General features: G+C 73.5%; 21 protein-coding genes. 15 read left to right on the top strand and 6 right to left on the bottom strand.

Annotated features, from left to right (window positions below; genetic code table 11):
- Positions 1-42 precede the first annotated feature (42 nt).
- Both SPOPO_RS0115210 and ligD read right to left on the bottom strand, forming a co-directional pair.
- Complete coding sequence (locus SPOPO_RS0115210) at positions 43-672, bottom strand: TetR/AcrR family transcriptional regulator (RefSeq protein WP_019875719.1); 630 nt, start codon at positions 670-672, stop codon at positions 43-45.
- A 77-nt stretch (positions 673-749) separates the two neighbouring features.
- On the bottom strand, positions 750-1,673 hold the full coding sequence (gene ligD, locus SPOPO_RS0115215; protein WP_019875720.1) for a non-homologous end-joining DNA ligase: 924 nt from the start codon (positions 1,671-1,673) through the stop codon (positions 750-752).
- A 102-nt stretch (positions 1,674-1,775) separates the two neighbouring features.
- On the opposite strand from ligD, the gene SPOPO_RS0115220 reads away from it, so the two are divergent.
- The 9 genes from SPOPO_RS0115220 (at position 1,776) to nudC (ending at position 14,725) form a co-directional block, all read left to right on the top strand.
- Positions 1,776-2,321 (top strand): RNA polymerase sigma factor, encoded by a 546-nt coding sequence (locus SPOPO_RS0115220; RefSeq protein WP_019875721.1) that lies wholly within the window; start codon positions 1,776-1,778, stop codon positions 2,319-2,321.
- Positions 2,314-3,306: a hypothetical protein gene (locus SPOPO_RS0115225; protein WP_019875722.1), complete on the top strand. Its 993-nt coding sequence runs from the start codon at positions 2,314-2,316 to the stop codon at positions 3,304-3,306. Before SPOPO_RS0115220 ends, SPOPO_RS0115225 begins: the two co-directional genes overlap by 8 nt.
- 118 nt (positions 3,307-3,424) lie before the next feature.
- A complete protein-coding gene (gene ku / locus SPOPO_RS0115230; protein ID WP_019875723.1) occupies positions 3,425-4,411 on the top strand; it encodes a non-homologous end joining protein Ku in 987 nt (328 codons plus the stop codon).
- Positions 4,412-4,517: 106 nt separating this feature from the next.
- Positions 4,518-5,678, top strand: coding sequence for an adenylyltransferase/sulfurtransferase MoeZ (gene moeZ / locus SPOPO_RS0115235; protein ID WP_019875724.1), 1,161 nt, complete (start codon positions 4,518-4,520; stop codon positions 5,676-5,678).
- Between the two features lie 307 nt (positions 5,679-5,985).
- Complete coding sequence (locus SPOPO_RS29790) at positions 5,986-6,870, top strand: S1 family serine peptidase (RefSeq protein ID WP_211210906.1); 885 nt, start codon at positions 5,986-5,988, stop codon at positions 6,868-6,870.
- Between the two features lie 60 nt (positions 6,871-6,930).
- A complete protein-coding gene (locus SPOPO_RS0115245; protein ID WP_019875726.1) occupies positions 6,931-7,287 on the top strand; it encodes an MGMT family protein in 357 nt (118 codons plus the stop codon).
- 12 nt (positions 7,288-7,299) lie between these two features.
- Positions 7,300-10,596 (top strand): ATP-dependent helicase, encoded by a 3,297-nt coding sequence (locus SPOPO_RS0115250; RefSeq protein WP_156869909.1) that lies wholly within the window; start codon positions 7,300-7,302, stop codon positions 10,594-10,596.
- Positions 10,593-13,781 (top strand): ATP-dependent helicase, encoded by a 3,189-nt coding sequence (locus SPOPO_RS0115255; protein ID WP_019875728.1) that lies wholly within the window; start codon positions 10,593-10,595, stop codon positions 13,779-13,781. The genes SPOPO_RS0115250 and SPOPO_RS0115255 overlap by 4 nt, the downstream gene beginning before the upstream one ends.
- Positions 13,782-13,807: 26 nt before the next feature.
- Complete coding sequence (gene nudC, locus SPOPO_RS0115260) at positions 13,808-14,725, top strand: NAD(+) diphosphatase (protein WP_019875729.1); 918 nt, start codon at positions 13,808-13,810, stop codon at positions 14,723-14,725.
- Between the two features lie 118 nt (positions 14,726-14,843).
- On the opposite strand, the gene SPOPO_RS0115265 is transcribed toward nudC, so the two are convergent.
- Positions 14,844-15,119: a glutaredoxin domain-containing protein gene (locus SPOPO_RS0115265; protein ID WP_019875730.1), complete on the bottom strand. Its 276-nt coding sequence runs from the start codon at positions 15,117-15,119 to the stop codon at positions 14,844-14,846.
- A 156-nt stretch (positions 15,120-15,275) separates the two neighbouring features.
- Here SPOPO_RS0115265 and SPOPO_RS0115270 point away from each other — a divergent pair, with 156 nt between their 5' ends.
- From SPOPO_RS0115270 to SPOPO_RS34850, 5 genes are all read left to right on the top strand, one after another.
- Positions 15,276-15,719: a peptidoglycan-binding domain-containing protein gene (locus SPOPO_RS0115270; RefSeq protein ID WP_084671147.1), complete on the top strand. Its 444-nt coding sequence runs from the start codon at positions 15,276-15,278 to the stop codon at positions 15,717-15,719.
- Positions 15,720-15,810: 91 nt separating this feature from the next.
- Positions 15,811-17,925, top strand: a complete 2,115-nt coding sequence (locus SPOPO_RS0115275) for an ATP-dependent DNA helicase UvrD2 (protein ID WP_051098614.1) — start codon at positions 15,811-15,813, stop codon at positions 17,923-17,925.
- 147 nt (positions 17,926-18,072) lie between these two features.
- Positions 18,073-18,330 carry a hypothetical protein gene (locus tag SPOPO_RS0115280; protein ID WP_156869911.1) on the top strand — a complete coding sequence of 86 codons (258 nt, stop codon included), beginning with the start codon at positions 18,073-18,075 and terminating at the stop codon, positions 18,328-18,330.
- A 131-nt stretch (positions 18,331-18,461) separates the two neighbouring features.
- A complete protein-coding gene (locus SPOPO_RS0115285; RefSeq protein WP_019875734.1) occupies positions 18,462-18,761 on the top strand; it encodes a WhiB family transcriptional regulator in 300 nt (99 codons plus the stop codon).
- 157 nt (positions 18,762-18,918) lie between these two features.
- Positions 18,919-19,095 (top strand): hypothetical protein, encoded by a 177-nt coding sequence (locus SPOPO_RS34850; protein ID WP_169577202.1) that lies wholly within the window; start codon positions 18,919-18,921, stop codon positions 19,093-19,095.
- Between the two features lie 101 nt (positions 19,096-19,196).
- Here the strand turns inward: SPOPO_RS34850 and SPOPO_RS0115295 are convergent, their stop codons facing one another.
- The 3 genes from SPOPO_RS0115295 to SPOPO_RS34855 form a co-directional block, all read right to left on the bottom strand.
- The gene (locus SPOPO_RS0115295) at positions 19,197-20,573 is read right to left on the bottom strand and encodes an ABC1 kinase family protein (RefSeq protein WP_051098616.1); all 1,377 of its coding nucleotides are present in this window, start codon (positions 20,571-20,573) and stop codon (positions 19,197-19,199) included.
- Positions 20,574-20,678: 105 nt separating this feature from the next.
- The gene (locus SPOPO_RS0115300; RefSeq protein WP_211210907.1) at positions 20,679-21,737 is read right to left on the bottom strand and encodes a hypothetical protein; all 1,059 of its coding nucleotides are present in this window, start codon (positions 21,735-21,737) and stop codon (positions 20,679-20,681) included.
- A 143-nt stretch (positions 21,738-21,880) separates the two neighbouring features.
- A complete protein-coding gene (locus SPOPO_RS34855; protein WP_019875738.1) occupies positions 21,881-22,039 on the bottom strand; it encodes a DUF5679 domain-containing protein in 159 nt (52 codons plus the stop codon).
- 400 nt (positions 22,040-22,439) lie between these two features.
- On the opposite strand from SPOPO_RS34855, the gene SPOPO_RS0115310 reads away from it, so the two are divergent.
- Positions 22,440-23,009: a M48 metallopeptidase family protein gene (locus tag SPOPO_RS0115310; protein WP_019875739.1), complete on the top strand. Its 570-nt coding sequence runs from the start codon at positions 22,440-22,442 to the stop codon at positions 23,007-23,009.
- Positions 23,010-23,030 lie beyond the last annotated feature (21 nt).

A 23,030-nucleotide genomic window follows, 5' to 3' on the forward strand; every position in this document is an offset into this window, starting at 1 on the left:
GTTCGCCCAGGGCGCAGGACGCGGGGTGCCGAGGGGGGTCGGTCAGTGGTCGTCGGTCCGCGGGAAGCCGCGGATGCCGCGCCAGGCGAGCGAGGCGACCAGGTCGATGGCCTGCTCGCGGGGGAGCGGCTCGCCGTTCGCGGCCCACGTCCGGGCGGTGACCTGCGCGATGCCGGCGAGGCCGGCCCCGAGCAGGCGCGCCTCGGCGTCCGGCAGGCCGGTGTCGGAGGCGATGACCTCGGCCGCGATCTCGGCGCACTGGCGTTCGACGGCCTCGAGGCGGTCCCGGACCTCGGGCTCGCCGATCAGGTCGGACTCGAAGACGAGGCGGAACGCGCCGGTCTTGTCCTCGACGAACTCGTAGTACGCCGCGACGGTGGCGCGGACGCGCTCCTTGTTGTCGTCGGTGGCGGACATCGCCGAGCGGACCGCCTCCATCAGCGCGGCCGCACTCTCGTCGAGCAGCGCGAGGTAGAGGTCCCGCTTGCCCGGGAAGTGCTGGTACAGGACGGGCTTGCTGACGCCGGCCTTGTCGGCGATGTCGTCCATCGCGGCCGCGTGGTAGCCCTGCGCGACGAAGACGGACAGCGCGGCGTCGAGCAACTGGCGGCGCCGCGCGTTGCGCGGCAGCCGGCCGGCCCGGGGCGGCTGGCTCTCCTCGATGGCGCTCACCGTGGGTTCCCTTCGTTCGCTGCGGCGAACTCTACCCGCCGGTAACTCCGGGGCACCGGATTCGTCCTCCGGGACGGTCAGGGCAGGCGGGCGTTGGCGGTCAGCAGCGGGGCGAACAGGTCGCCGATCTCGTCGACCCGCTCCAGGACCTGCGGGGCGGTGAACGCGAGCTCGCGGCCGTCGGCCGCGGCGGCGACCTCGTCCCAGGTCACCGGGGTCGACACGGTCGGCCGGACGCGGGCGCGCAGCGAGTACGGCGCGACGGTCGTCTTGGCGGCGGCGTTCTGGCTCCAGTCGATGAGGACCTTGCCGCCGCGCAGCGCCTTCTCCATGCGGTGGACGACGAGCTTGGGGTGCGCCTCCTCCATCGCAACCGCGAGGTCCTTGGCGAAGCCGTGCGTGCGGCCGGGGTCGGTCTCGGCGAGGCCCACGTAGAGCTGCATGCCCTTCGACCCGGAGGTCTTCGCCAGAGCCTCCAGCCCGAGGTCGGCGAGCACCTCCCGCAGCATCAGCGCGACCTGAGCGCACTCCGCCAGCGCCGCGGGGGCGCCGGGATCGAGGTCGAAGACCAGGCGGTCGACGCCGTGCACGCCCCCGCGCGGCCCGACCGTCCACTGGTGCACGTGCAGTTCCAGCGCGGCGAGGTTGGCCAGCCAGATCAGCGTCGGGACGTCCTCGACGACGACGAAGTCGATGGTCTCCCGGCCGCGCGAGCTGCCCGGCGTGGGCAGCGTGACGGTGCGGACCCAGTCCGGCGTCGCCTTCGGGGCGTTCTTCTCGAAGAAGGAGTTGCCGTCGACCCCGTCCGGGAAGCGCACCCGCGTGGCGGCCCGGCCGGCCAGGTGCGGGAGCAGCACCGGGGCGATCCGGGAGTAGTAGTCGATGACCTCGCCCTTGGTGAACCCGGTGGCCGGATAGAGCACCTTGTCCAGATTCGACAGCTGCAACCGGCGGCCCTCGACCTCGACCGCGACCTTCTGCGAACCCGCCATGGCGCCCATGCTTGCAGGCCGATCTTCGATAGCGTCCAGCGTGAATCGCGGCGGGCACCGAACGTTCTGGCCCCGTCCTGCGTCCTCGCCATGTGATCTGGGGGGAGAACGGTGACCGGAAACGGTCGCGGGAAGGCGCCCGGCGGCCCGCCGCCGGGCGGCGACCCGCTCCCGACCGAGGGTGTGGGCCGTGTGCGTGCGGTCCTCGCCCTGGGTGGGGTGCCGAGGTCCGAGTTGGACGACGGCGTCCAGCAGGTACGACTGCGATTGCTCGAGCAGGCGGCCCGGCCGGGGCAGGAGCCCATCCGGGACCCGGTGGCCTGGGCGGTCGTGGTGGCCTCACGCGTGGCGATCGACTGGCACCGTGGGGTGAAGCGGGACGACGGGCTGCGCGAGCGGCTCGCGGCCCGGTGGACGTCCCCGCCGGAACCGGCGCCCGAGGACCGGGTGCTGGCGATGGCGGTCGCGGCGGGGCTCGACGCCCTGCCGGAACAGCACAAGCAGGTCCTCGTGCTGCGGTTCTACGCGGACCTGCCGGTGAAGGACATCGCCCGGGCGCTCGACGTCCCCGAGGGCACCGTGAAGAGCCGGCTGCACGCGGCCGTGAGTGCGATGCGCGACCGACTGCGCGAGACGGAGGTGATCGACCATGAGTGAGCAGCGCCCCGGGCTGGACCGCGAGCCGGACCCGGAGGAGTACGCGGCCGCCCTGGATCGCCTCCTGGACGGGATCGAGGGCACGGCCCCGGCCGACGCCGCCGTGCGCGCCGACACCGACTCGATCGCCCGCGCCCTGGGCCTGATCGGTGGTGCGCTCGCCGCGGAGGAGGGCGGGACCCCCGCCGCGACGCCCCTGCCCCCGGCCGCGGCGGGCGGGACCGTCGTCGCGATGAGCTCCTGGCGCTCCAAGCTCAACCCGCGCGTGCTCGCCGCGGCCGCCTCGCTGGTGGTCGTGCTGGGTGTCGGCGTGCCGCTGGCCGTGAACTCCACCGGCGGGTCGGGCTCGAACGACTCCACGACGGCGCTCGGGGTCCCCGAGTCCGCCGCCGACCGGGCCGCCGGCGCCCCGGCGGCCCCCGCCCCGGCCGACGCGTTCGCCGCGGACCCGGGCGGCGACCTGAAGGCCGAGGCCCTCAGCGACGACGCCGGCGCGGGGACGAATGCCGCGGTGCCGGGCACGACGTCGGGATCGGCGGGCGGGGTCGCGGCCGCGGAGCAGGCGCCGCCCCCGATGGCGGCCGACGCCCCACCGGCTCCGGCCGCCGCGAAGACCGCCAACGACGCCGCGCGGCAGGCCGCGACCCCGCAGTTCGCGGACGCGGTCGCCTGCGCGCGGGGCATCTTCACCGGCACGATCACCGCCGTCCAGCCCGCGCCGGACGGGGCCCACTACGACGTCACGGTCCTGGTCGAGGAGTGGATCGCGCCGACGTCCGGCCCGGTCAGCGTCACCCACCGGGTGTTCGGCAGCACCGCGAACTCGCCCGGCGAGGACGAGACCGTCCGGGTCGGCCTGCGCCGGCTGTTCGTCGTCGCCGCCTCGGAGTCCGAGCGGATCTACTCCTTCCGGCCCAAGGACTGGGCCGCGACGAAGCAACGGATCGCGGCGATTCGGGCCGAGCGTTCCGGGCAGTCCTGCTGACGACCCGGGCTCCGCGGGCGCCGGGCGTAGCCCGGGGTCGGTGCGCGCGCGTACCGTGAGTCCCCAGAGTGGTCGACGGGACTGCTGAAACAGCTGGGACGGACGAGGCGACGAGGCCATGGCGCAGACGATCTGGAAGGGCGCGATCTCCTTCGGGCTGGTCTCGATCCCGGTCCGCGTGTTCTCCGCGACCGAGGAGCACGGGGTCTCGCTCCGGCAGGTCCACGCCGCCGACGGCGGACGCATCCGTTACAAGCGCTTCTGTGAGCTCGACGGCGAGGAGGTGGCCTACAGCGACATCGCCAAGGGCTACGACCTCGGGGGCGGCGAGATGGTCGTCCTGACCGACGAGGACATGGACTCCCTCCCGCTGCCCTCCACCAAGGCCGTCGAGGTGCTGCAGTTCATCCCGGCCGACCAGTACGACCCGATCGCGACTGCGAAGAGCTACTACCTGCAGGCCGACCACCTCGGGGAGAAGCCGTACGTCCTGCTCCGGGACGCCCTGCGGTCCACCGACAAGGTCGCGATCGTGAAGGTCGCGCTGCGCTCGCGTGAGTCGCTCGCCGCGATCCGGCCCTACGGGGACGTCCTGCTGCTGCAGCTCATGCTGTGGCCCGAGGAGATCCGCGACGCCGGGAAGCTCGCGCCCGGTGAGGACGTCTCCGTCAAGGACGCCGAGGTCAAGATGGCCGAGGCGTACATCGACACCCTGACCGCGGACTACGACCCGTCCCAGTACGCCGACGAGTACGCCGCGGCCCTGCGCGCCGTCGTCGACGCCAAGGTCGCCGGCCGCGAGGTCGTCGCCGTCGACACCGACGCCGAGCCCGCCGCCGAGGTCGTCGACCTCATGGAGGCCCTGCGCCAGTCCGTCGCCCGCGCGAAGGAGCGCCGCGCCGCCGGCGACTCGCCCGCCACGGAGAAGTCGGCGGAGAAGTCGGCGGAGAAGAAGGCCCCGGCGAAGAAGGCCGCCAAGAAGGCGCCCGCGGCCAAGAAGGCGACGGAGAAGGCGGCCGAGCAGGCGGCGGAGAAGGCGCCCGCGAAGAAGGCGCCCGCGAAGAAGGCACCCGCGAAGAAGGCCGCCGCCAGGAAGTCCGCCTGACGAGCGATCGGGGCCACCCGGATTGGGTGGAATTCCACGGCGCGTGGGACGGTTGGGGCGATTACCAGCGCTGTTCCAGCACGTTCACACAGTTTCGGAGAACGCCGTGTCCCTGCCCCCGCTCGTCGAGCCCGCGGACGAACTGACCGTCGACGAGGTGCGCCGCTACAGCCGCCACCTGATCATTCCCGACGTCGGGATGGCCGGCCAGAAGCGTCTGAAGAACGCCAAGGTGCTCTGTGTGGGCGCCGGCGGCCTGGGCTCGCCCGCGCTGCTCTACCTGGCCGCGGCCGGGGTCGGCACGCTCGGGATCATCGACGACGACGTGGTCGACGAGTCGAACCTGCAGCGGCAGGTCATCCACGGCCAGTCCGACATCGGCAAGTCCAAGGCCCAGTCGGCCAAGGAGTCGGTCGCCGAGATCAACCCGTACGTCAACGTGATCCTGCACGAGCTGCGGCTGGACTCGACCAACGCGCTCGAGGTCTTCGCCGACTACGACCTGATCCTCGACGGCACCGACAACTTCGCGACGCGCTACCTGGTCAACGACGCCTGCGTCCTGCTCGGCAAGCCGTACGTCTGGGGCTCGATCTACCGCTTCGAGGGCCAGGCCTCGGTGTTCTGGGACAAGTACGGCCCGAACTACCGCCACCTGTACCCGGAGCCCCCGCCGCCCGGCATGGTCCCGAGCTGCGCCGAGGGTGGCGTGCTCGGCGTCTTGTGCGCCTCGATCGGCTCGATCATGGTGAACGAGGCCATCAAGCTGATCACCGGCATCGGGGAGCCCCTCGTCGGCCGCCTGATGATCTACGACGCCCTCGAGATGGAGTACCGGACGGTCAAGGTCCGCCGCGACCCGAACGCCCCGGACATCACCGAGCTCATCGACTACGAGGCCTTCTGCGGCGCGGTTTCCGACGAGGCCGCCGACGCGGTCAAGGACTCGACCATCTCGGTCAGGGAACTCAAGGAGTGGATGGACGCGGGCAAGGACTTCGCGCTCATCGACGTCCGGGAGCCGAACGAGTTCGAGATTGTCTCGATCCCGGGTGCCACGCTGATCCCGAAGGGTGAATTCCTCAACGGGAATGCACTCGAGAAACTCCCGCGCGACAAGCAGATCGTCCTGCACTGCAAGTCCGGCGGCCGGTCGGCCGAGGCCCTCGCCGCGGTGAAGCGCGCCGGTTTCAACGACGCCGTCCACGTCGGCGGCGGGGTCGTCGCCTGGGTCAGCCAGATCGAGCCGGACAAACCGTCCTACTGACCGCCAGTTCCGGACCAACGGCCGCACCGGCGGCCAAATCCGGACAGACGGAAAGCCCACCTGAGGATCCCTCAGGTGGGCTTTTCTGTGGCGGCACAATGCGGACCCCGGATTGGGCAAAGGTGCGTGGAGCCGCGCTTGTCGATCACGACAACGAAGGCACCCTGGGAATGAGGGCGAGCCCCTAGCAGGCTCATGGCTTCCGCACAGGGAGGGTTCGTAACGTGACCGAGCCCGCAATCGGGACAAACCGTTTTCCGGGTAGCAATCACTTCATCCCCGCCGGGTGAATCCAAGGAGAATCGCAATGAGCTCCAGCCCGTTCAAACGAGTAGCGATGAGCGCGCTCGCGACCGCGGTGGCCGCCACTGCCGCCGTCGCCGTGCAGTCGCCGGGCGCCAGCGCCGAATCGGTGCCGACGTGGCCGGCGGCCGACGTCTCGATGATCCATCCGGGCATCCAGACGGTCACCGACGAATCGTCCTCCTGCACGTCCAACTTCGTCTTCACGGACAAGGTCGGCAACGCCTATCTCGGCCAGGCTGCGCACTGCTCCGGCACCGGCACGCCGGACGAGACCGACGGCTGCCAGTCCGAGAGCCTTCCGCTCGGCACGCCCGTGAAGCTCGGCGAGTCGGGCGTCAGCGGAAAGATGGTCTACAACTCCTGGCTCGCGATGCAGAAGGCCAAGGAGACCGACGCGAACGCCTGCGCCTTCAACGACTTCGCACTGATCCAGATCCCCAAGAGCGCGATCGGTCAGGTCAACCCGTCGATCCCGGTCTTCGGTGGTCCGGTGGGCGTGCGGACCGAGCCGATGGGCTCGGGGGAGGCCGTGTTCAGCTACGGCAACTCCCCGCTGCGCGGCGGTCTGACGCAGCTCTCGCCGAAACAGGGCTTCATCCTCGGCGAGGAGGGTGGCGGCTGGACGCACACCATCTTCACCGCGACCCCGGGCGTCCCCGGTGACTCGGGCAGTGGCTTCCTCGACTCCGAGGGCCGCGCGTTCGGGATCCTCTCGACGCTCGCGCTCCTGCCGTTCCCGGCGAGCAACGGCGTCACGGACCTCGCGAAGGCCCTGGCCTACGCCGAGCAGCACTCGAACATTCGAGGCCTGCGCCTCGCCACCGGGACGGAGGGCTTCGCCCCCGGTGCCCTCCCGGCGCTCGCCGGCATCACGGGCAAGCTCTGACGCCACCGCCTGAACCCGAGCCCTGGGAGACGGCCCAGCCGCTGGTGACATGCTCCTGACATGACGCCGACCGCCCCGCGAGAGCACGACGCGCGGGGCGGTCGGCTGTTCACGGAGGACTACGTCGAGGCGGTGCTCGCGGCGATCGAGTCGATCCCACCGGGCCAGGTGCTGCCCTACGGCGAGGTCGCGGAGCTGGTCGGCCGGGGCGGCCCGCGCTCGGTGGGGCGGGTGTTGTCGAACTCCGGCGGCGGGGTCCCGTGGTGGCGCGTGCCGCGCGCCGACGGGTCGCCCCCGATCGGCAAGGAGGCCGCCGCGCGCCGCGCCTGGCGCGCGGAGGGGACGCCGGTCCTGCCCAACGGCAAGGTCGACATGCGGCGCGCGCGCTGGGACGGACGGACCGTCGGCGGTCGGTGATGTGATGGGTCCGTGAGAGCGGGGCGGACCAAGGGGTCGGGACGGACGCCGCGCGTCGAGTACCGGCTCGTACGCCGGCCGTCGCCGCCGGTGGTTGTGCCCCGACTGGACGAGGCGCAGCGCGCGGTCGTCGAGCACAGCGGAGGGCCGCTGCTCGTGCTCGCCGGGCCCGGGACGGGCAAGACGACGACGCTGGTCGAGGCGGTCGCGCGCCGGGTCGAGGCGGGGACGGACCTCGAGCGCATCGCCGTCCTGACGTTCAGCCGCAAGGCCGCGGGGGAGCTGCGGGACCGGATCGCCCGCCGCATCGGGCGCACGACCGCGACCCCGGCGGCGGTCACGTTCCACGCGTTCTGCCACACGCTGGTCGCCGCGCACCGGCCGCCGGAGGACGCCGGCGTCCCGTTGCGGCTGCTGTCCGCGACCGAGCAGGACGTCGCCGTGCGCGAGCTGCTTCGCGGCACGGTCGCGGACGGACGCCCGTGGCCGGCGACGATCGCGCGCTGCCTCGACACCCGCGGCCTCGCCGAGGAGGTCCGGGACGTCCTGGCCCGCGTCGGGGAACGGGGGATCGATCTGCGCCGCGTCGCCGAGCTCGTCGACGCTTCCCCGTCGCCGGCCGGTGAGGACGCCGCGGTCTGGCGAGCCCTCGCCGCGTTCGCGGACGAGTACGCCGACGTCCTCGACGCCCGCGGCGTGCTCGACTACACCGAACTCGTGCGCCGGGCAGTGGCGCTGGCGGAGTCCCCGTCGGTGCGCGCCGAGCTGCGCGACCGCTTCGACGCGGTGTTCGTCGACGAGTACCAGGACAGCGACCCGGCCCAGGTGCGCCTGCTGCAGGCGATGGCCGGGGACGGCCGCGACCTCGTCGTGTTCGGCGACCCGGACCAGTCGATCTACGCGTTCCGCGGCGCGGACGTCCGCGGGATCCTCGACTTCCCGCAGGCCTTCTGCGACCGCACCGGCGCCCCCGCCCGCACGCTGGTCCTGCGGACCTCCCGCCGCGCGGTGCCGGAACTGTTGGCCGCCAGCCGCGAGGTCGCGCGCCGGCTCCCGCTCGCCGGCCTGCCCGCCGCGGCGGCCCGCGCGCACCGCGATCTTCGCCCGTCGCTCGACCCCGGCCCCGCCCCGGCCCTCGACGTCCTGACGTTCCCGAGCGTGGGGGCGGAGCTCGAGCACGTCGCCGACGTCCTGCGCCGTGCGCACCTCGCCGACGGCGTGCCCTGGTCCGACATGGCCGTGCTGGTCCGCTCGGGAACGCGCACGATCCCGGTCGTGCGCCGGGTGCTCGGTGCCGCGGGCGTGCCGCTGGAGGTCGCGGGCGACGAGATCGCGCTGCGGGCCGAGCCCGCGGTCGCGCTGTTGCTGACGGCGCTGAAAGTCGCGTCAGCGCTGGCGGCTGACCCTCCGTCAGACGAAACCGCCGCGCTGCCCGGCCCGCTCCGGGAGGTCCTCACCCCGGAGGTCGCACGCACACTGCTGCTCTCGCCGCTCGGCGGGATCGACCCCGCGGACCTGCGCCGGCTCGGGCGCGCCCTGCGCGCCGAGGCCCGCGCCGGCGGACTCACCGGCGAGGAGCTCGCCCCGTCGGCCGAGCTGATCCGCGACGCGCTGGCCGTGCCGCGCCTGCTGGTCGGCCCCGACGCCGCGGCGGCCGGTGCCGCCCGCCGGCTGGGGGAACTGCTGGCGAAGGTCGCGGCCGATCTCGCGGCCAGGGGCTCGGCGGAGGAGGCGCTCTGGCGGCTGTGGGACGGCACCTCGTGGCCGGACGACCTGGCCCGCTCCGCGGCCGGGACCGGCGCCGCCGCCCGCCGCGCCGACCGTGACCTCGACGCGGTCTGCGCCCTGTTCGACCTCGCCGCGCGGGCGGAGGAGAAGGCGGGCCGCCGCGGCGTCGCGAACTTCCTCGCCGAGATCGAGGCGCAGGAGATCCCGAGCGAGGCGCCGCGCTCGCCCGACGGCACGACCGACGCCGTCCGCGTCCTCACCGCGCACCGGTCCAAGGGGCTGGAGTGGCCGCTGGTCGCCGTCGTCGGGGTCCAGGAGGGGCTCTGGCCCGACCTGCGCCGCCGCGGCTCGCTGCTGGCGGCCGACCGCCTCGAACCCGACGGCCTGGCGCCGGTGCCGAGCATCTCGAGCGTGGTGGCCGAGGAGCGCCGGCTGTTCTACGTCGCGGTGACGCGCGCCAAGCAGCGCCTGCTCGTCACCGCCGTCGACGCCCCCGACGAGGACGGCGACCGACCCTCCCGCTTCCTGCGGGAGCTCGGTGTCGAGGTCCGCGAGGTGCGCACCCGCCCGGCGCGGACCCTCGCCCCGGCCGCGCTGGTCGCCTCGCTCCGCGCGGTGCTCGAGGACCCCTCGACGTCCGACGCGATGCGGGCGGTCGCCGCCGGGAGGCTGGCCACCCTCGCCGACGCCCGCGACGGCGCGGGCCGCCCGCTCGTCCCGTCCGCCGCCCCGGAACGCTGGTGGGGCACGGTCGATCCCAGCGACGCCGAGGTTCCGGTGCGCCCGCTCGACGAGCCGCTCAAGCTCTCCGCCAGCGCGGTGCAGGGGCTGACCTCCTGCCCGCTGCGGTGGTTCCTGCAGCGCGAGGTCTCCGCCGACAGCGCGCCGACGATCCGCATGACGTTCGGCAACGTCCTGCACGCCCTCGCCGAGGAGGTCGCGCGGACCGGCGTCGACGACCTCGACGCGCTGATGAAGCGGCTCGACACCGTGTGGTCCGAGCTGACGTTCGACGCGTCCTGGCAGTCCGCGGTCCAGCGCGAGGCCGCGCGGGAGGCGCTGCGCGCGTTCCTCGCCTGGCACTCGGGGCGGCCGGACCGGGAGCTGGTCGGCGCCGAGGTGCCGTTCGACATCCACCTCGACGCCGGTGGCGAGACCGTGCACCTGCGCGGGTCGCTCGACCGCATCGAGCGCGACGCCGACGGGCGCACGCGGGTCGTGGACTTCAAGACCTCCAAGAGCTCGCCGACCAAGGAGGAGATCGCCGCGCACCCGCAGCTCGCCACCTACCAGGCGGCGGTCGCCGTCGGCGCCCTCGACGAGCTCGGCGTCTCGCAGGAGTGCGGGGGCGCCGAGCTGGTGATGCTCCGTCAGGTCAACGCCAAGGGCCTGCCGAAGGTTCACGCGCAGGACGCGTGCGCCGACGCGGAGAACCCGAACTGGGCGTTGGAGCTGCTGGGCGAGGCGGCTCAGCGGCTGCGGGAGGAGCAGTTCACGCCCCGGCCGTCGGACGACTGCGACATGTGCGAGTACCGCCGCTGCTGCTCCGGGCGGGCCGAGGGCCGGCAGGTGATTCCGTGAACGCGCCGATCCGCGACATCGACGACCTGATCCGGCTGCTGGGCGTCCCGTACAACGCCGAGCAGCGGGCGGCGATCGTCGCCCCGCTCGAGCCGGGCGTCATCGTCGCCGGGGCCGGGTCGGGCAAGACCACCGTCATGGCCGCGCGGGTCGTGTGGCTGGTCGGTACCGGGCAGGTCGCGCCGGACGCCGTGCTCGGCCTGACGTTCACGACCAAGGCCGCGGGCGAGCTGAACGTCCGCATCCGGTCGGCGCTCACGAAGGCCGGCATCTCCGCCCCCGTCGGCGGGCCGGAGCCCCAGGGTGAGGACGCCGGCGAGCCGACCGTCTCCACGTACCACTCCTTCGCCGCCCAGCTGATCGAGGAGCACGGGCTGCGCCTCGGCGTCGAGCCGCACGCGAAGTTGCTCGCCGACGCCTCGCGCTACCAGCTCGCCGCGCGGGTGATCTGCCGCGCCCGCGGGCCGTTCCCGGCGCTGGAGAAGTCGGTGCCGGACCTCGTCGTCGACCTCCTTGCGCTCGAGGGGGAGTGCTCCGAGCACCTCGTCGACCTCGACGAGCTCCGCGCGCACGACCGTGAGCTGATCGAGCGGCTGCGGACCGTCAAGGGCGCCGACACCCCGTCCAACGCGGTCGCGAAGGCGATCGTCGCCGCCCGCCGCCGGCTGGAGTTCGCCGACCTGGTCGAGGCGTACCGCGCCGAGAAGGCCGAGCGCGACCTCGTCGACTTCGGCGACCAGATGGCGCTGGCCGCGCGGCTGGCCGAGCAGTGCCCGCCGGTGGGTGCAGCGCTGCGGGAGCGCTACCGCGTCGTGCTGCTCGACGAGTACCAGGACACCTCCGTCGCCCAGCGGCGGATGCTGGTCGGGCTGTTCGGCGGTGGCCACCCGGTCACCGCCGTCGGCGACCCCTGTCAGGCGATCTACGGCTGGCGCGGGGCCTCGGTGGCGAACCTGGAGGACTTCCCTCGGCACTTCCCGGCGTTCGGGCCTGATGGACCGTCAGTCGAGGCCGGCCGTTACTCGCTGCGGGAGAACCGGCGCAGCGGGCAGGTCGTCCTCGACCTCGCGAACACCCTCGCGGAGCCGTTGCGCAGGCTGCACGCCGGCGTCGAGGCGCTGACCCCGTGCGACGACAACCTCGGACGCGGCGAGATCCGCACCGGGCTGTTCGACACGTACCCGGAGGAGATCCGCTGGGTGGGCGACCAGGTCGCCGCGGCGATCGCCGAAGGCACCGAGCCCGGCGAGATCGCGGTCCTGGTGCGGGCGACCCGCGACATCGGGCCGGTCCACGGCGAGCTGGTCGCGCGCGACATCCCCGTCGAGGTCGTCGGTCTCGGCGGTCTGGTGCACCTGCCCGAGGTGGCCGACGTCGTCGCCGTCCTTGAGGTGCTCGACGAGGCGACGGCGAACGCGGCCCTCGTCCGGTTGCTCACCGGTCCGCGCTGGCGCATCGGCCCCCGCGACCTCGCGCTGCTCGGCCGGCGGGCCCGCGACCTGGTCGCGGTGCCACGTGACTCCACGCTCACCCCGCTCGAAGCGGCCGTACCGATCACCGACCCGGCCGAACTGGTCTCGCTCTCCGACGCGATGGCCTGGCCCGGCGACCTCGGCTACTCCGACGCCGCGCTGGCCCGGTTCGCGGCGCTCGACGCCGAGATCGGTGAGCTCCGCCGCCACGTCGGCGAGCCGCTGGTCGACCTGCTGCACCGCGTGCTCGCCGTGACCGGCCTCGACGTCGAGATCGCCGCCGGACCGCACGCGGTGGCGACCCGGCGGCGCGAGTCGCTCGCCGCCTTCCTCGACGTCGCCGCGGCGTTCAGCGACCTCGACGGCGACTCCTCGGTCTCGGCGTTCCTCGCCTACCTGCGCGCGGCGGAGGAGCACGAGCGCGGGCTGGACTCCGCGACGCCGGGCTCGGCGAACTCGGTCAAGCTGATGACCGCCCACAAGTCCAAGGGCCTGGAGTGGGACGTCGTCGTCCTGCCCGACCTGACCCGCACGGTCTTCCCGTCGAACCAGGGCCGGGCGAAGTGGACCAGCCGCGGCGACTCGCTGCCCTACGCCCTGCGCGGCGACCGCGACTCCCTGCCCTCGCCGCCCGAGCTGACCAGCAAGGGCATCGACACGTTCGAGAAGGCCGTCCGCGAGCAGGCGCAGCTCGAAGAACGCCGCCTCGGCTACGTCGCCTTCACCCGCCCGCGGCGGCGGCTCGTCGCCTCCGCGCACTGGTGGGGGCCGACGCAGAAGAAGCCGCGCGGCCCGTCGGAGTACCTGCTCGCCGCGCGGGCCTTCGCCGCCGAGCGCGGGCTGGACCCCGGCGGCCCGTGGGCCGACGAGCCCGAGCCGGGGGCGGAGAACCCGCAGCGCGGCATCGTCGTCGAGTACCCGTGGCCGGCGCCGCTGAACGAGGACGCGCTGGCCCGGCGTCGCGCCGGCGCGAAGCTGGTCCGCGCCGCGTTGCGCGACCCGGACCGCCGCACCGTGGTGCCCGACGGGCTGTCCCCGGCGGAGGCCGAGCTGGCCGCGGGTTGGGACCGCGATCTCGACCTGCTGCTGACCGAGCTCGCCCGGACGCGGTCGACCGTGCGCGAGGTGGAGCTGCCGGCGTCGCTGTCCGCGTCGCAGGTCCTCACGCTCGCGACCGACCCCGACGCCCTGGCCCGCGAGCTCGCCCGGCCGATGCCGCGCCGGCCCGCGCCCGCCGCGCGCCGGGGGACGCGCTTCCACGGCTGGGTCGAGGCCCTGTTCGGCCAGCAGCCGCTGCTGGAACCCGACGACCTCCCCGGCGCCGCGGACGCCGCGCTCGACGACGCCGACCTGGCCGCCCTGCAGAAGGCGTTCCTGCGCGGCCCGTATGCCGATCAGCGCCCGTACCGGATCGAGGCCCCGTTCGCGCTCGCGATCGCCGGGCGCGTGGTCCGGGGGCGGATCGACGCGGTCTACGAGATGCTCGACGGCTACGAGGTCGTCGACTGGAAGACCTCGAAGTCGGCCACGGCCGACCCGCTCCAGCTCGCGATCTACCGCCTCGCCTGGGCCGAGATCGCCGGGGTCGAGCCGGAGGAGGTGTCGGCGGCGTTCCTGTACGTCCGCTCGGGCAAGGTCGTCCGGCCGGAGCTGCCCGGGCGCGTCGAGCTCGAGGAGATCCTCGCCGGTCCGGCGTGGGCGGCCGTTCCCTGACGCGCGCGGATCCGTAGGGTCGGATTATGAACGAGCTGCGGCTGTCCCGGGCCACCCACGACCGGTCGGCGCACCTGCGGCTGGATCCGAAGGCCCTCGACGCGGCATGGTCCGACCCGCGGGCGCGCGTCCTGGTGGTCCGCGACTCCGCCAGCCTGCTTCTCGCCGACGGCAGCGACCTCGTCTACCTGACGTCGAGTCAGCTCGAGGACGTGGCCCCGGACGGGCGGTTCTTTCTCGGCTTCGACGACGCCGGGGTTCCGTACTTCGCGGTCGACCGCGAGCTGGTCGCGAACGGCGAGGAGCAGCGGGTCACGCATCTGCGCGAGATCTCCTCCCGGCTGTCCGCCGCGGCGTCCGGGTTGTTCGTGCACGCCGTCGGGCTCGCGAACTGGCACGCCCGGCACCAGTTCTGCCCGAACTGCGGGGCGCGGACGGAGTCGACGGCGGCCGGCCACGTCCGCCGGTGCCCGGACTGCGGGATGCAGCAGTTCCCGCGTAGCGACCCGGCGGTGATCATGCTCGTCGTCGACGACGACGACCGTGCGCTCCTCGGGCGCGCACCCGTGTGGCCGGAGGGCCGCTTCTCCACCCTCGCCGGCTTCGTCGAGCCGGGGGAGTCCCTCGAGCAGGCCGTCCGGCGCGAGGTGCTGGAGGAGGTCGGCGTCGTCGTCGACGAGGTGACCTACCAGGCCTCGCAGCCCTGGCCGTTCCCGAGCTCGCTGATGCTCGGCTTCCACGCCCGCGCCTCGTCGACGGACATCACTCTCGACCCGGAGGAGATCGCCGAGGCCCGTTGGCTCTCCCGCGGCGAACTGCTGGAAGCCGGCCGCCGGGGCGAGATCCTCATGCCCGGCTCGATCTCCATCGCCCGCTGGCTCATCGAGCGCTGGTACGGCGAGCCCCTGCCGAAGTCCAACTCCTGGGGCGGCTCGCGCACCTGACCCGTGTGAAGAAAGGGTGACACCCCTTACTCCGCAGTAAGGGGTGTCACCCTTTCTTGACGGCGCGGCGGGTCAGGCGGTCTGGGCGCGGCGGGTCAGGCGGTCTGGGCGCGGCGGGTCAGGCGCTCTGGGCGAGGCGGTCCTTCACCTGGGCGAAGGTGGGGTTGACCGCGGTGGAGCCGTCGGGGAAGCGGAGGGTCGGGACGGTGGTGGTGCCGTCGCCGTTGGCCTCGACCACGAACTTCTCGGCGGCCGGGTCGGCCTCGATGTTGACCTCGACGAACGGGATGCCGTCGGAGTCCAGCAGCAGCTTGAGGCGCTTGCAGTAGCCGCACCACGGCGTCGAGAACATCACAAGAACGTCGGGGTCGAGCTGGCTGGCGTAGTCGGCCATGGCGGGCGTGGCTACCTCTCGTCGGGGCTGTCGGTCCGGGGTTCCGGGCCGCTGTCGCTGAAACAGCGCAGGGGCGTCGCTTCTTCCGCCCCATCTCACTACGGTGCCCGGCAGGGCTTCGAAGGGGCTCCGAAGGGGCGTCGGAAGGGGAGACTCATGCGCGCACGGGTGGGGATGTCCGCGATGGCGTTGGGACTGTCGCTGCTCGGCGGGGCGGTGGTGGAGTTCCCGGCCGCGACGGCGGCCCCGGCGGCTCCGGCGCACACCAAGAGCGGGAAGCAGTGCCCGGCCAAGCAGGTCAAGAAGGTCTGGCGGGGCGGGACCAGCAAGCAGTGCCCGAACCTGCCCGACGAGCTCGACCACCTGTTCTACCAGGGCCCGCAGTACACGACCGCGCTGCGGCGCAAGTACCGCGAGCGCACGCTGTTCATCCAGCTCCGCCTGCACGACCTCGGGTACGGGCCGATCGTCCGGGACGGGTACTACGGCACCCAGACGAAGGACGTCGTGAAGCGGTACCAGCGCCGCAAGGGCCTCGTCGTCGACGGCAAGGTCGGGCTGCAGACCTGGAAGAGCCTGTTCGGGCTCGGCCGGGCCTGAGTCGGGCCTGAGTCGCGGCTGAGCACACCCCGACCGCTGTCAGCGGCGGCTGCGAGGATGTCGGTATGACAGCTCGGGGCCGCTCGTGACGATGTCGGACAGGCAGATCCTGGACGCGCTCGACCCGGAACAGCGTGAGGTCGCCGAGGCCCTCGAAGGCCCGGTCTGCGTCCTCGCCGGCGCCGGAACCGGCAAGACCCGCGCGATCACGCACCGCATCGCGCACGGCGTCCGGACCGGGGTGTACCCGCCGCAGTGCGTGCTCGCCGTCACCTTCACCACGCGCGCCGCGGGGGAGATGCGGACGCGCCTGCGCGCGCTCGGCGCCGCCGGCGTCCAGGCCCGGACGTTCCACTCCGCCGCGCTGCGCCAGCTCCAGTACTTCTGGCCGATGGTCGTGGGCGGCGAGCTGCCGACGATCGAGGCCAAGAAGGCCCCGCTGGTCGCGGCGGCCGCGTCCCGGGTCGGGGTGCGCCCCGGCCAGGCCGAGGTGCGCGACCTCGCGGCCGAGATCGAGTGGGCCAAGGTGAGCCAGATCGCCCCGGCCGAGTACGCCCGGGCCGCGGCGGCGGCCGGCCGGACGCCGCCGGCGGGCCTGGACCCGGCCGGGATGGCCGAGCTCTACGGCGCCTACGAGGACACCAAGCGGTCCCGCGGGATCATCGACATGGAGGACATCCTCCTGCTGACCGTCGGCGTGCTCGCCGACAGCGCGGATGCCGCCGAGCAGGTCCGCCGCCAGTACCGGCACTTCGTCGTCGACGAGTACCAGGACGTCAGCCCGCTGCAGCAGCGCCTGCTCGACCTCTGGCTCGGCGACCGCCACGAGGTCTGCGTCGTCGGCGACCCGGCGCAGACGATCTACTCCTTCGCCGGGGCGACCCCGGACCACCTGCTGCAGTTCTCGCGGCAGCACCCCGGCGCGCGGGTCGTCCGCCTGACCCGGAACTACCGCTCGACGCCCGAGGTGATCGCCCTCGCGAACCGGGTCCTGGTCGGGGCCACCCCGGCCGACGGGCCGCGGACCGGCGACCTGCGCGCCCAGCGCCCGGCCGGGGTCGCGCCGACGTTGGCGGAGTACCCGGACGAGGAGGCCGAGGCGGCCGCCGTCGCCGACCGGATCGCCGCCTTGCGGGAGGAGGGCGTCCCGGCCAGCCAGATCGCGGTGCTGTTCCGCACCAACGGCCAGTCCCTGGCCTACGAGCAGGCGCTGGCCGACCGCGGGGTCCCGTACCTGCTGCGCGGCGGGGAGAAGTTCTTCGAGCGGCCCGAGGTTCGCGAGGCGCGCGTCCGCCTGCGCGGGGCGGCCCGCTCGATCGCGGCCGGGACCGACACCGAGCTGGAGGGCGGCCGCGGGCTCGTCGACACCGTCCGGGACGTCCTCGCCAGCGCGGGCCTCTCCACCACGTCCGACGGCGCCCGTGGTGCTGCGGCCGAGCGGGCCGAGTCGCTGGCGGCGCTGGTCCGCATCGCCGAGGAGCTGGCCGTCGCGGACCCGGGCGCGACGCTCGCGACGCTGGTGACCGAGCTCGACACCCGCGCCGCCGACGCCCACGTGCCGGTCGTCGAGGGGGTCACGCTGGCCTCCCTGCACGCCGCGAAGGGCCTGGAGTGGGACGCCGTCTTCCTGGTCGGGCTCGTCGAGGGGATGCTGCCGATCACCTACGCCGACACCGACGAGGCCGTCGCCGAGGAGCGCCGGCTGTTCTACGTCGGGCTGACCCGGGCCCGCGACCGGCTGTTCCTGTCCTGGGCCACCGCCCGCACACCGGGCGGGCGGGGCAACCGGCGCCCGTCGCGGTTCCTCGACGGCCTGGTCGCGGTCGAGGCCGGCCCGCGGCGGCCGGCCAAGCCCAAGCGGGACCGCGGCAAGGCCGTGACCTCGTGCCGGGTCTGCGGGAAGACGCTGGTCGACGCCGTCGCGCGCAAGCTCGGGCGCTGCACGGACTGCCCCTCGGACTACGACGAGGAGCTGCTGGAACGCCTCAAGGCCTGGCGGCTGGCCCGGGCGCGGGAGGCGTCGCTGCCCGCGTACTGCGTGTTCACCGACGCGACGTTGCAGGCGATCGCGGAGGCCGAACCGGGCGACCTGCGGGCACTCGGCCGCATTGCCGGGATCGGCGCCTCCAAGCTCGATCGCTACGGCACGGACGTGCTCGCCATCTGTGCCGGCGAACCCGTCGGTGCAAGTTCTGCGGCGGAATGAACCCTTGTCGGTAGGAACTGTTGCGCGCGCCGCAGAAGAACGCCGAATAAATCGCTTGCGGCCGGAAGTACGCGACCTCTAGCCTTCCACCATCTGCTACGCCGCGGATCGACTGCGGCTGCCCGAGCCAGGACGGAGGTGACCCCCGTGGAGAACATGACGAACACCGTCGGAACGACCCAGCTGGGTGTCATCGGCGTACCGGCGACGGGCACTGTCGCGCGTCCTTGGTCGGCCTATGAGCACGGCTGCGTGCAGGGCGTCCACATCGCGCCGATGGCCTCCGTTCCGCAGGAGAAGTCTGTCCTCCTGACGGCTCTCCCGACGACGGTTGGCGTCGCCGCTGCCCTGCGTAAGGACGTTTTCGCCCGTTCGGGCTTCCGCACCCTTGGACCACCGGTCTAGGCACCATCGACCGGCACTCTCCAGGCCGCGGAACCCGAAACCCGGGATCCGCGGCCTTTTTGTTTCGCCGCCACCCGTCCACCACCGAGCCACCAGCCCGAGCAAGTTCCCTCACAAGGGGTGAGACCCGAATGTTGTGCACCACCGCGCAGAGCCCGACCGAAGCGCTGAACTCGGCGCCGGCCGAGCTGCTCGAGAAGATCCCGTGCCGCGCGTTCGACGCGGAGCTGTTCTTCGCCGAGTCGCCCGACGACGTCGAGTACGCGAAGTCGCTGTGCCAGAACTGCCCGATCCGTTCGGCGTGCCTCGCCGGAGCGCTGGAGCGCGCCGAGCCGTGGGGCGTCTGGGGCGGCGAGCTGTTCGTGCAGGGCGTCGTCGTGCCGCGCAAGCGGCCCCGGGGTCGTCCGCGCAAGAACCCGATCGCTGCGTGACCGAAATGGCCTGCCGATGGCCTGCGAGTGGCCTGACGTTTGGTTCGAAGTTCCGCAGCAGCCTGATCCGTGGGAGTAACCCTCACGCGGCGTCAGTTCTTATGGAGACATGGACTTTCCCCCACAAGGGGATCCGTTGGAAGTGGAGTGCCTGGTCATGTTCAGCAATGAGGACCTGGCTCGTGAGCACATGCGGGTACGCCTGTGCGAGGCCGAGCACGAGCGCCTGCTCGCCACGGTCCGGCGTCAGCGCCGGGCGGAGCGGCTGCAGCGGCGCGCGGCCCGCGCACAGCGTCGCGCCGAACTGGCGGTCGCCCGCGTGGCCGGCGCCTAGGCCGGCCCGAACTCACGGAGCCAACACGATGGCCCGTCACCCGATCGCATCCTGCGACCGAGTGACGGGCCATCACCGTTTGGGGGGACGGGGCGTGTCGGCTACTCGCCGACGATCTCCTCGGGTGTGCGGTACGGGATGTCGGTGAGCCCGTCGGCTCCGGGGAGCCACGCGGCGAGCTCCTCGCGCCACGGGCCGGAGGCCTCGAGCTGGCACAGGACACCGATCGAGCCGAGCCAGACCCGGTGGAGCAGCAGGTACCGCGGCGGCAGGTTGAACTGCAGGCCGGTGGAGTAGTTGGGGGAGCGGGGGTCGCCGATGCGCTGGCCCTGAGCGCGCAGCCAGGCCCGGCTGAACTGGAACTCCGGCACGGTCACCGGCTCCAGGAACGGCAGCAGGTAGGCCAGGGCCCGGTCGGGGTCGAGGTCGATCGTCGGCTTGAGGAAGCCCTCGGCGCGGAGACCGTCCACGACCGCCTTCGCCTCGCCGCGCAGGGCCTGCTGCAGCAGTACGCCGATCACCGGCGGGACGCCCTCGGGCAGGTGGTTGACGGCGCCGAAGTCGAGGACGCCGAGTCGCCCGTCGGGCAGGATCCGGAAGTTGCCCGGGTGCGGGTCCGCGTGCAGCTTGCCGACGCGCGTCGGGCTCGACAGGTGGAAGCGGTGGTAGAGCACGCCGGCCCGGTTGCGGGTCTCCTGGTCGCCCTCGGCGATCACCTTCGACAGCGGCGTGCCGTCGATCCACTCGGTGACGATCACGTTCCCGGCCTGGTGGACGACCTGCGGGACGCAGAAGTCCGGGTCGTCGGCGAAGGCGGCGGCGAAGGCGCGCTGGGAGTCGGCCTCGAGGGCGTAGTCGAGTTCCTCGGCGACGCGCTCCTTGAGCTCGACCATGAGGGCCTTGATGTCCAGGCCGGGCACCATCGAGCCGAACAGACGGGCGAGGCGGCTGATCTGGTTCAGGTCGCCGAGCAGGGCCTCCCCGGCGCCGGGGTACTGGATCTTGACCGCGACGTCCCGGCCGTCCGACCAGGTCGCGCGGTGCACCTGCCCGACGCTCGCCGCGGCGACGGCCCTGGCGTCGAACTCGGTGAACAGGTCCTGCCAGTCCGGGCCCAGGTTGGTCCGGAGGACGTCGTGGACGACGCGGGCGGGCAGCGGCGGGGCCGCCTCCTGCAGCTTGACCAGCGTGGCGCGGTAGGGGGCGATCACCGGTTCGGGCAGCGCGGCCTCGAACACCGACAGGGCCTGGCCGAACTTCATGGCCCCGCCCTTGAGCTCGCCGAGCGTCTTGAAGATCTGCTCGGCGGTGCGCTGCTGAATCTCCGCGGTGACGATCTCGGCGGGCTTGCCGCCGATCCGTTTGCCGATCCCGAGGGTCGCCCGGCCGGCCATGCCCAGGGGCAACGCGGCCAGTTTGGCGCCCCGGGTCACGGCCCGGATCGGGATGTCGGCAGGTCCTCGGGGCGCGTCACTCACCCCGCCATTGTCGCGAATCTCGGCCGCGCGCGGAGCCATCTGGGCTGCGGCGCCCGTCTCAACCCACCGCTCGACCCACCGCTCAACCATCGCTCAACCCACCGCTCAACCCGCCGTCCGCTCGGCCCAGGCGCAGCCGCAGGCGGGGTGGCGGCGCCAGCTGCGGCGACGCCGGGACCCGCCCGGCAGGCGTAGATGCAGCGTGCCGTCGACGGTGTCGGCGGAGCCGGTGTCGAGGTAGGACAGGGCCTCCAGGGCCGCCTGCGCGGCCACCAGCGTGGCGAGGACCACGTCGGCCGGGCGTGGGCCGGCCGTGGGCTCGGCCGCAGCGACCTGGGCCGCGAGATGGGGCCAGGCCCGGTCCCGGTCGCTGCGGATCAGGTGGTGGCAGTGCAGGCACGAGCTGCGGAACGGGACGACCAGGGGGCCCACGACCCCCTCGGCCTCGCGCAGTGCGGCCACCAGGTGCGGCGTCCCGGCCCGGACGAGGTCGTCGGCGTCCCCGAGCCCCGGGAGCCGGTCGGCCAGGATCACCAGGGTCGGGGGAGCGGCGTTGGCCCAGGGCCGGGCCGCGAACTCGCCGGCGACGGCCGTGGCGGCCGGGCCGCGGCACTGCCCGAGCTCGGCGCGCCGGAGCCCGCCGGGCGCGAGGTCGGCCGGGGTCGTGACGGTCTCGTCGACGACGTGGACGTGGCCGACCCCGGCCGCCGCGAGCAGGGCGGCGGTCGTCGCGCCGACCCGCCCGCCGCCGCGGACCTCGACGGCGGCGGCCAGGCGGCGGGACAGCGCGCGTTTGCCGGCGTCGGGGCCGGGGTGGGCGAGGGCCGCCGCGGCCAGGTCCGGCGTGAGGCGGTCCCGGGACGTCAGGGGGAGGCGGTACCAGCCGTCGGCGGTGACCGCCGCGTCCTCCAGCAGGTCCGCGGCCGCGAGTTCGGCCAGCAGACGCCGGACGCGGGCGGCGGGAATGTCCAGGCACCGCGCGAGCTCGGCGGGGTGGACCGTGCCGTCGAGCCGGTCCAGGAAGTCGTCCAGCGGAGCGTCGATGCCGCTGACGAGCACCGCGCGATCCGGGTCCAGGCCGAACTGGACGGTCGCGGGGCCGCGGCGGAGCCGGCTCAGACCGGCTTTCAGCTTGGGGCGACGCATCGGCGGTGGCGTGGGCACGGCCCCTCCCTCCCGGACCTGACGGGTCCGGAGGGAAGCCTGCCGCAGCCTCGGCCTCCGCGCCGGAGCGCGGGGCCAGGCTGTGGACAACCGGCCGGGTTCGCGACCCGGGCCGGGGGTGGAACGGTGGATCCGGGCGGGACTCAGGCCTTGCCGAGAATGCGGTTCAGCTTGGTGCCGCACACCTTGCAGATGCCCTGCGCCATGCGGCGGCCCGAGTCGCTGACCTTCACCTCGCCGGTGAAGTCGCGCTTCTCCTTGCACTTCACGCAGTACGCCTCGCCGGTGTAGGTCTCGGCCATCTCTTCTCCCTCGGGTTTGGTCGACCGGCACCAGCCGGTCGCGTCGGGCGGTTGTCGGCGTGCTGCCCCGCGCGACGACGGCACACACTAGTGCCCGTCGGAGCCTGCGGACGCCAGTTGGGGCCGTGGCGACACACGGCGGGTCCCGTAAAAACGCCCAAATCGTGACAAACCGGGGCATCCCGCGCGAGATTCGCCACGCTCAGCCGGGCCTGGAGCTGCGCCCGACCGGGTTGTGGACAACTTTGTGGGAAACCCTCCCAGGTTCGAGGGCGCGCGCCGCTGAGCAGGGCGGTTCCGGGTCATGAGGGTGTGGATTTCTGGTCACGAGCGTGTCGTCCTCCCGCGGACCGGTGGGCGGGGCCGGTAGCGTCCTGAGTGTGACTCGTGGGGTTCGGGCATGACCTCGCGTCGGCGCGCCGGGGCGTCGGACGAGGTCGCCTTCGACCAGGTCGAAGTCCGTCGCAGCACGCGCCGGCGCAGCACCGTCTCCGCCTACCGCGAGGACGGCCGGACGGTGGTGCTGATCCCCGCCCGCATGAGCCGCGCCGACGAGCGCTACTGGGTCGAGACGATGCTGGCCCGCCTGCAGGCCCAGGAGGCCCGGGGACGCCCCAGCGACGCCGAGCTGATGACCCGGGCCCGCGAGCTCTCCAACCGCTACCTGGGCGGTGCGGCCGTGCCGACCTCGGTGCGCTGGGCCGACAACCAGGTCAACCGCTGGGGCTCGTGCACCCCGATCGACGCGACGATCCGCCTCTCCACCCGGCTGCAGGGAATGCCCCGGTACGTCGTCGACTACGTGCTGCTGCACGAGCTCGCGCACCTGCTCGTACCCGACCACAGCGCCGCGTTCTGGAAGCTGCTGGAGCCCTACCCGCGCACCGAGCGGGCCCGGGGCTACCTGGACGGCGTCTCCTCCGCCGCCGGGCTGGACCTGTCCGAGTCCTCCGACGCCCCCGAGGCGTGACCCCAGGGTCTCCGCGGCCGC

The sequence above is a fragment of the Sporichthya polymorpha DSM 43042 genome (assembly GCF_000384115.1).
Classification (GTDB): Bacteria; Actinomycetota; Actinomycetes; order Sporichthyales; family Sporichthyaceae; genus Sporichthya; species Sporichthya polymorpha.

Bases quoted from the DNA above. Each gene is read 5' to 3' on its own strand.
- ligD (WP_019875720.1), bottom strand. From the start codon at position 1,673: ATGGGCGCCATGGCGGGTTCGCAGAAGGTCGCGGTCGAGGTCGAGGGC.
- SPOPO_RS0115225 (WP_019875722.1), top strand. From the start codon at position 2,314: ATGAGTGAGCAGCGCCCCGGGCTGGACCGCGAGCCGGACCCGGAGGAG.
- ku (WP_019875723.1), top strand. From the start codon at position 3,425: ATGGCGCAGACGATCTGGAAGGGCGCGATCTCCTTCGGGCTGGTCTCG.
- SPOPO_RS29790 (WP_211210906.1), top strand. From the start codon at position 5,986: ATGAGCTCCAGCCCGTTCAAACGAGTAGCGATGAGCGCGCTCGCGACC.
- SPOPO_RS0115245 (WP_019875726.1), top strand. From the start codon at position 6,931: ATGACGCCGACCGCCCCGCGAGAGCACGACGCGCGGGGCGGTCGGCTG.
- nudC (WP_019875729.1), top strand. From the start codon at position 13,808: ATGAACGAGCTGCGGCTGTCCCGGGCCACCCACGACCGGTCGGCGCAC.
- SPOPO_RS0115265 (WP_019875730.1), bottom strand. From the start codon at position 15,119: ATGGCCGACTACGCCAGCCAGCTCGACCCCGACGTTCTTGTGATGTTC.
- SPOPO_RS0115270 (WP_084671147.1), top strand. From the start codon at position 15,276: ATGCGCGCACGGGTGGGGATGTCCGCGATGGCGTTGGGACTGTCGCTG.
- SPOPO_RS0115275 (WP_051098614.1), top strand. From the start codon at position 15,811: ATGTCGGACAGGCAGATCCTGGACGCGCTCGACCCGGAACAGCGTGAG.
- SPOPO_RS0115285 (WP_019875734.1), top strand. From the start codon at position 18,462: ATGTTGTGCACCACCGCGCAGAGCCCGACCGAAGCGCTGAACTCGGCG.
- SPOPO_RS34850 (WP_169577202.1), top strand. From the start codon at position 18,919: ATGTTCAGCAATGAGGACCTGGCTCGTGAGCACATGCGGGTACGCCTG.
- SPOPO_RS34855 (WP_019875738.1), bottom strand. From the start codon at position 22,039: ATGGCCGAGACCTACACCGGCGAGGCGTACTGCGTGAAGTGCAAGGAG.
- SPOPO_RS0115310 (WP_019875739.1), top strand. From the start codon at position 22,440: ATGACCTCGCGTCGGCGCGCCGGGGCGTCGGACGAGGTCGCCTTCGAC.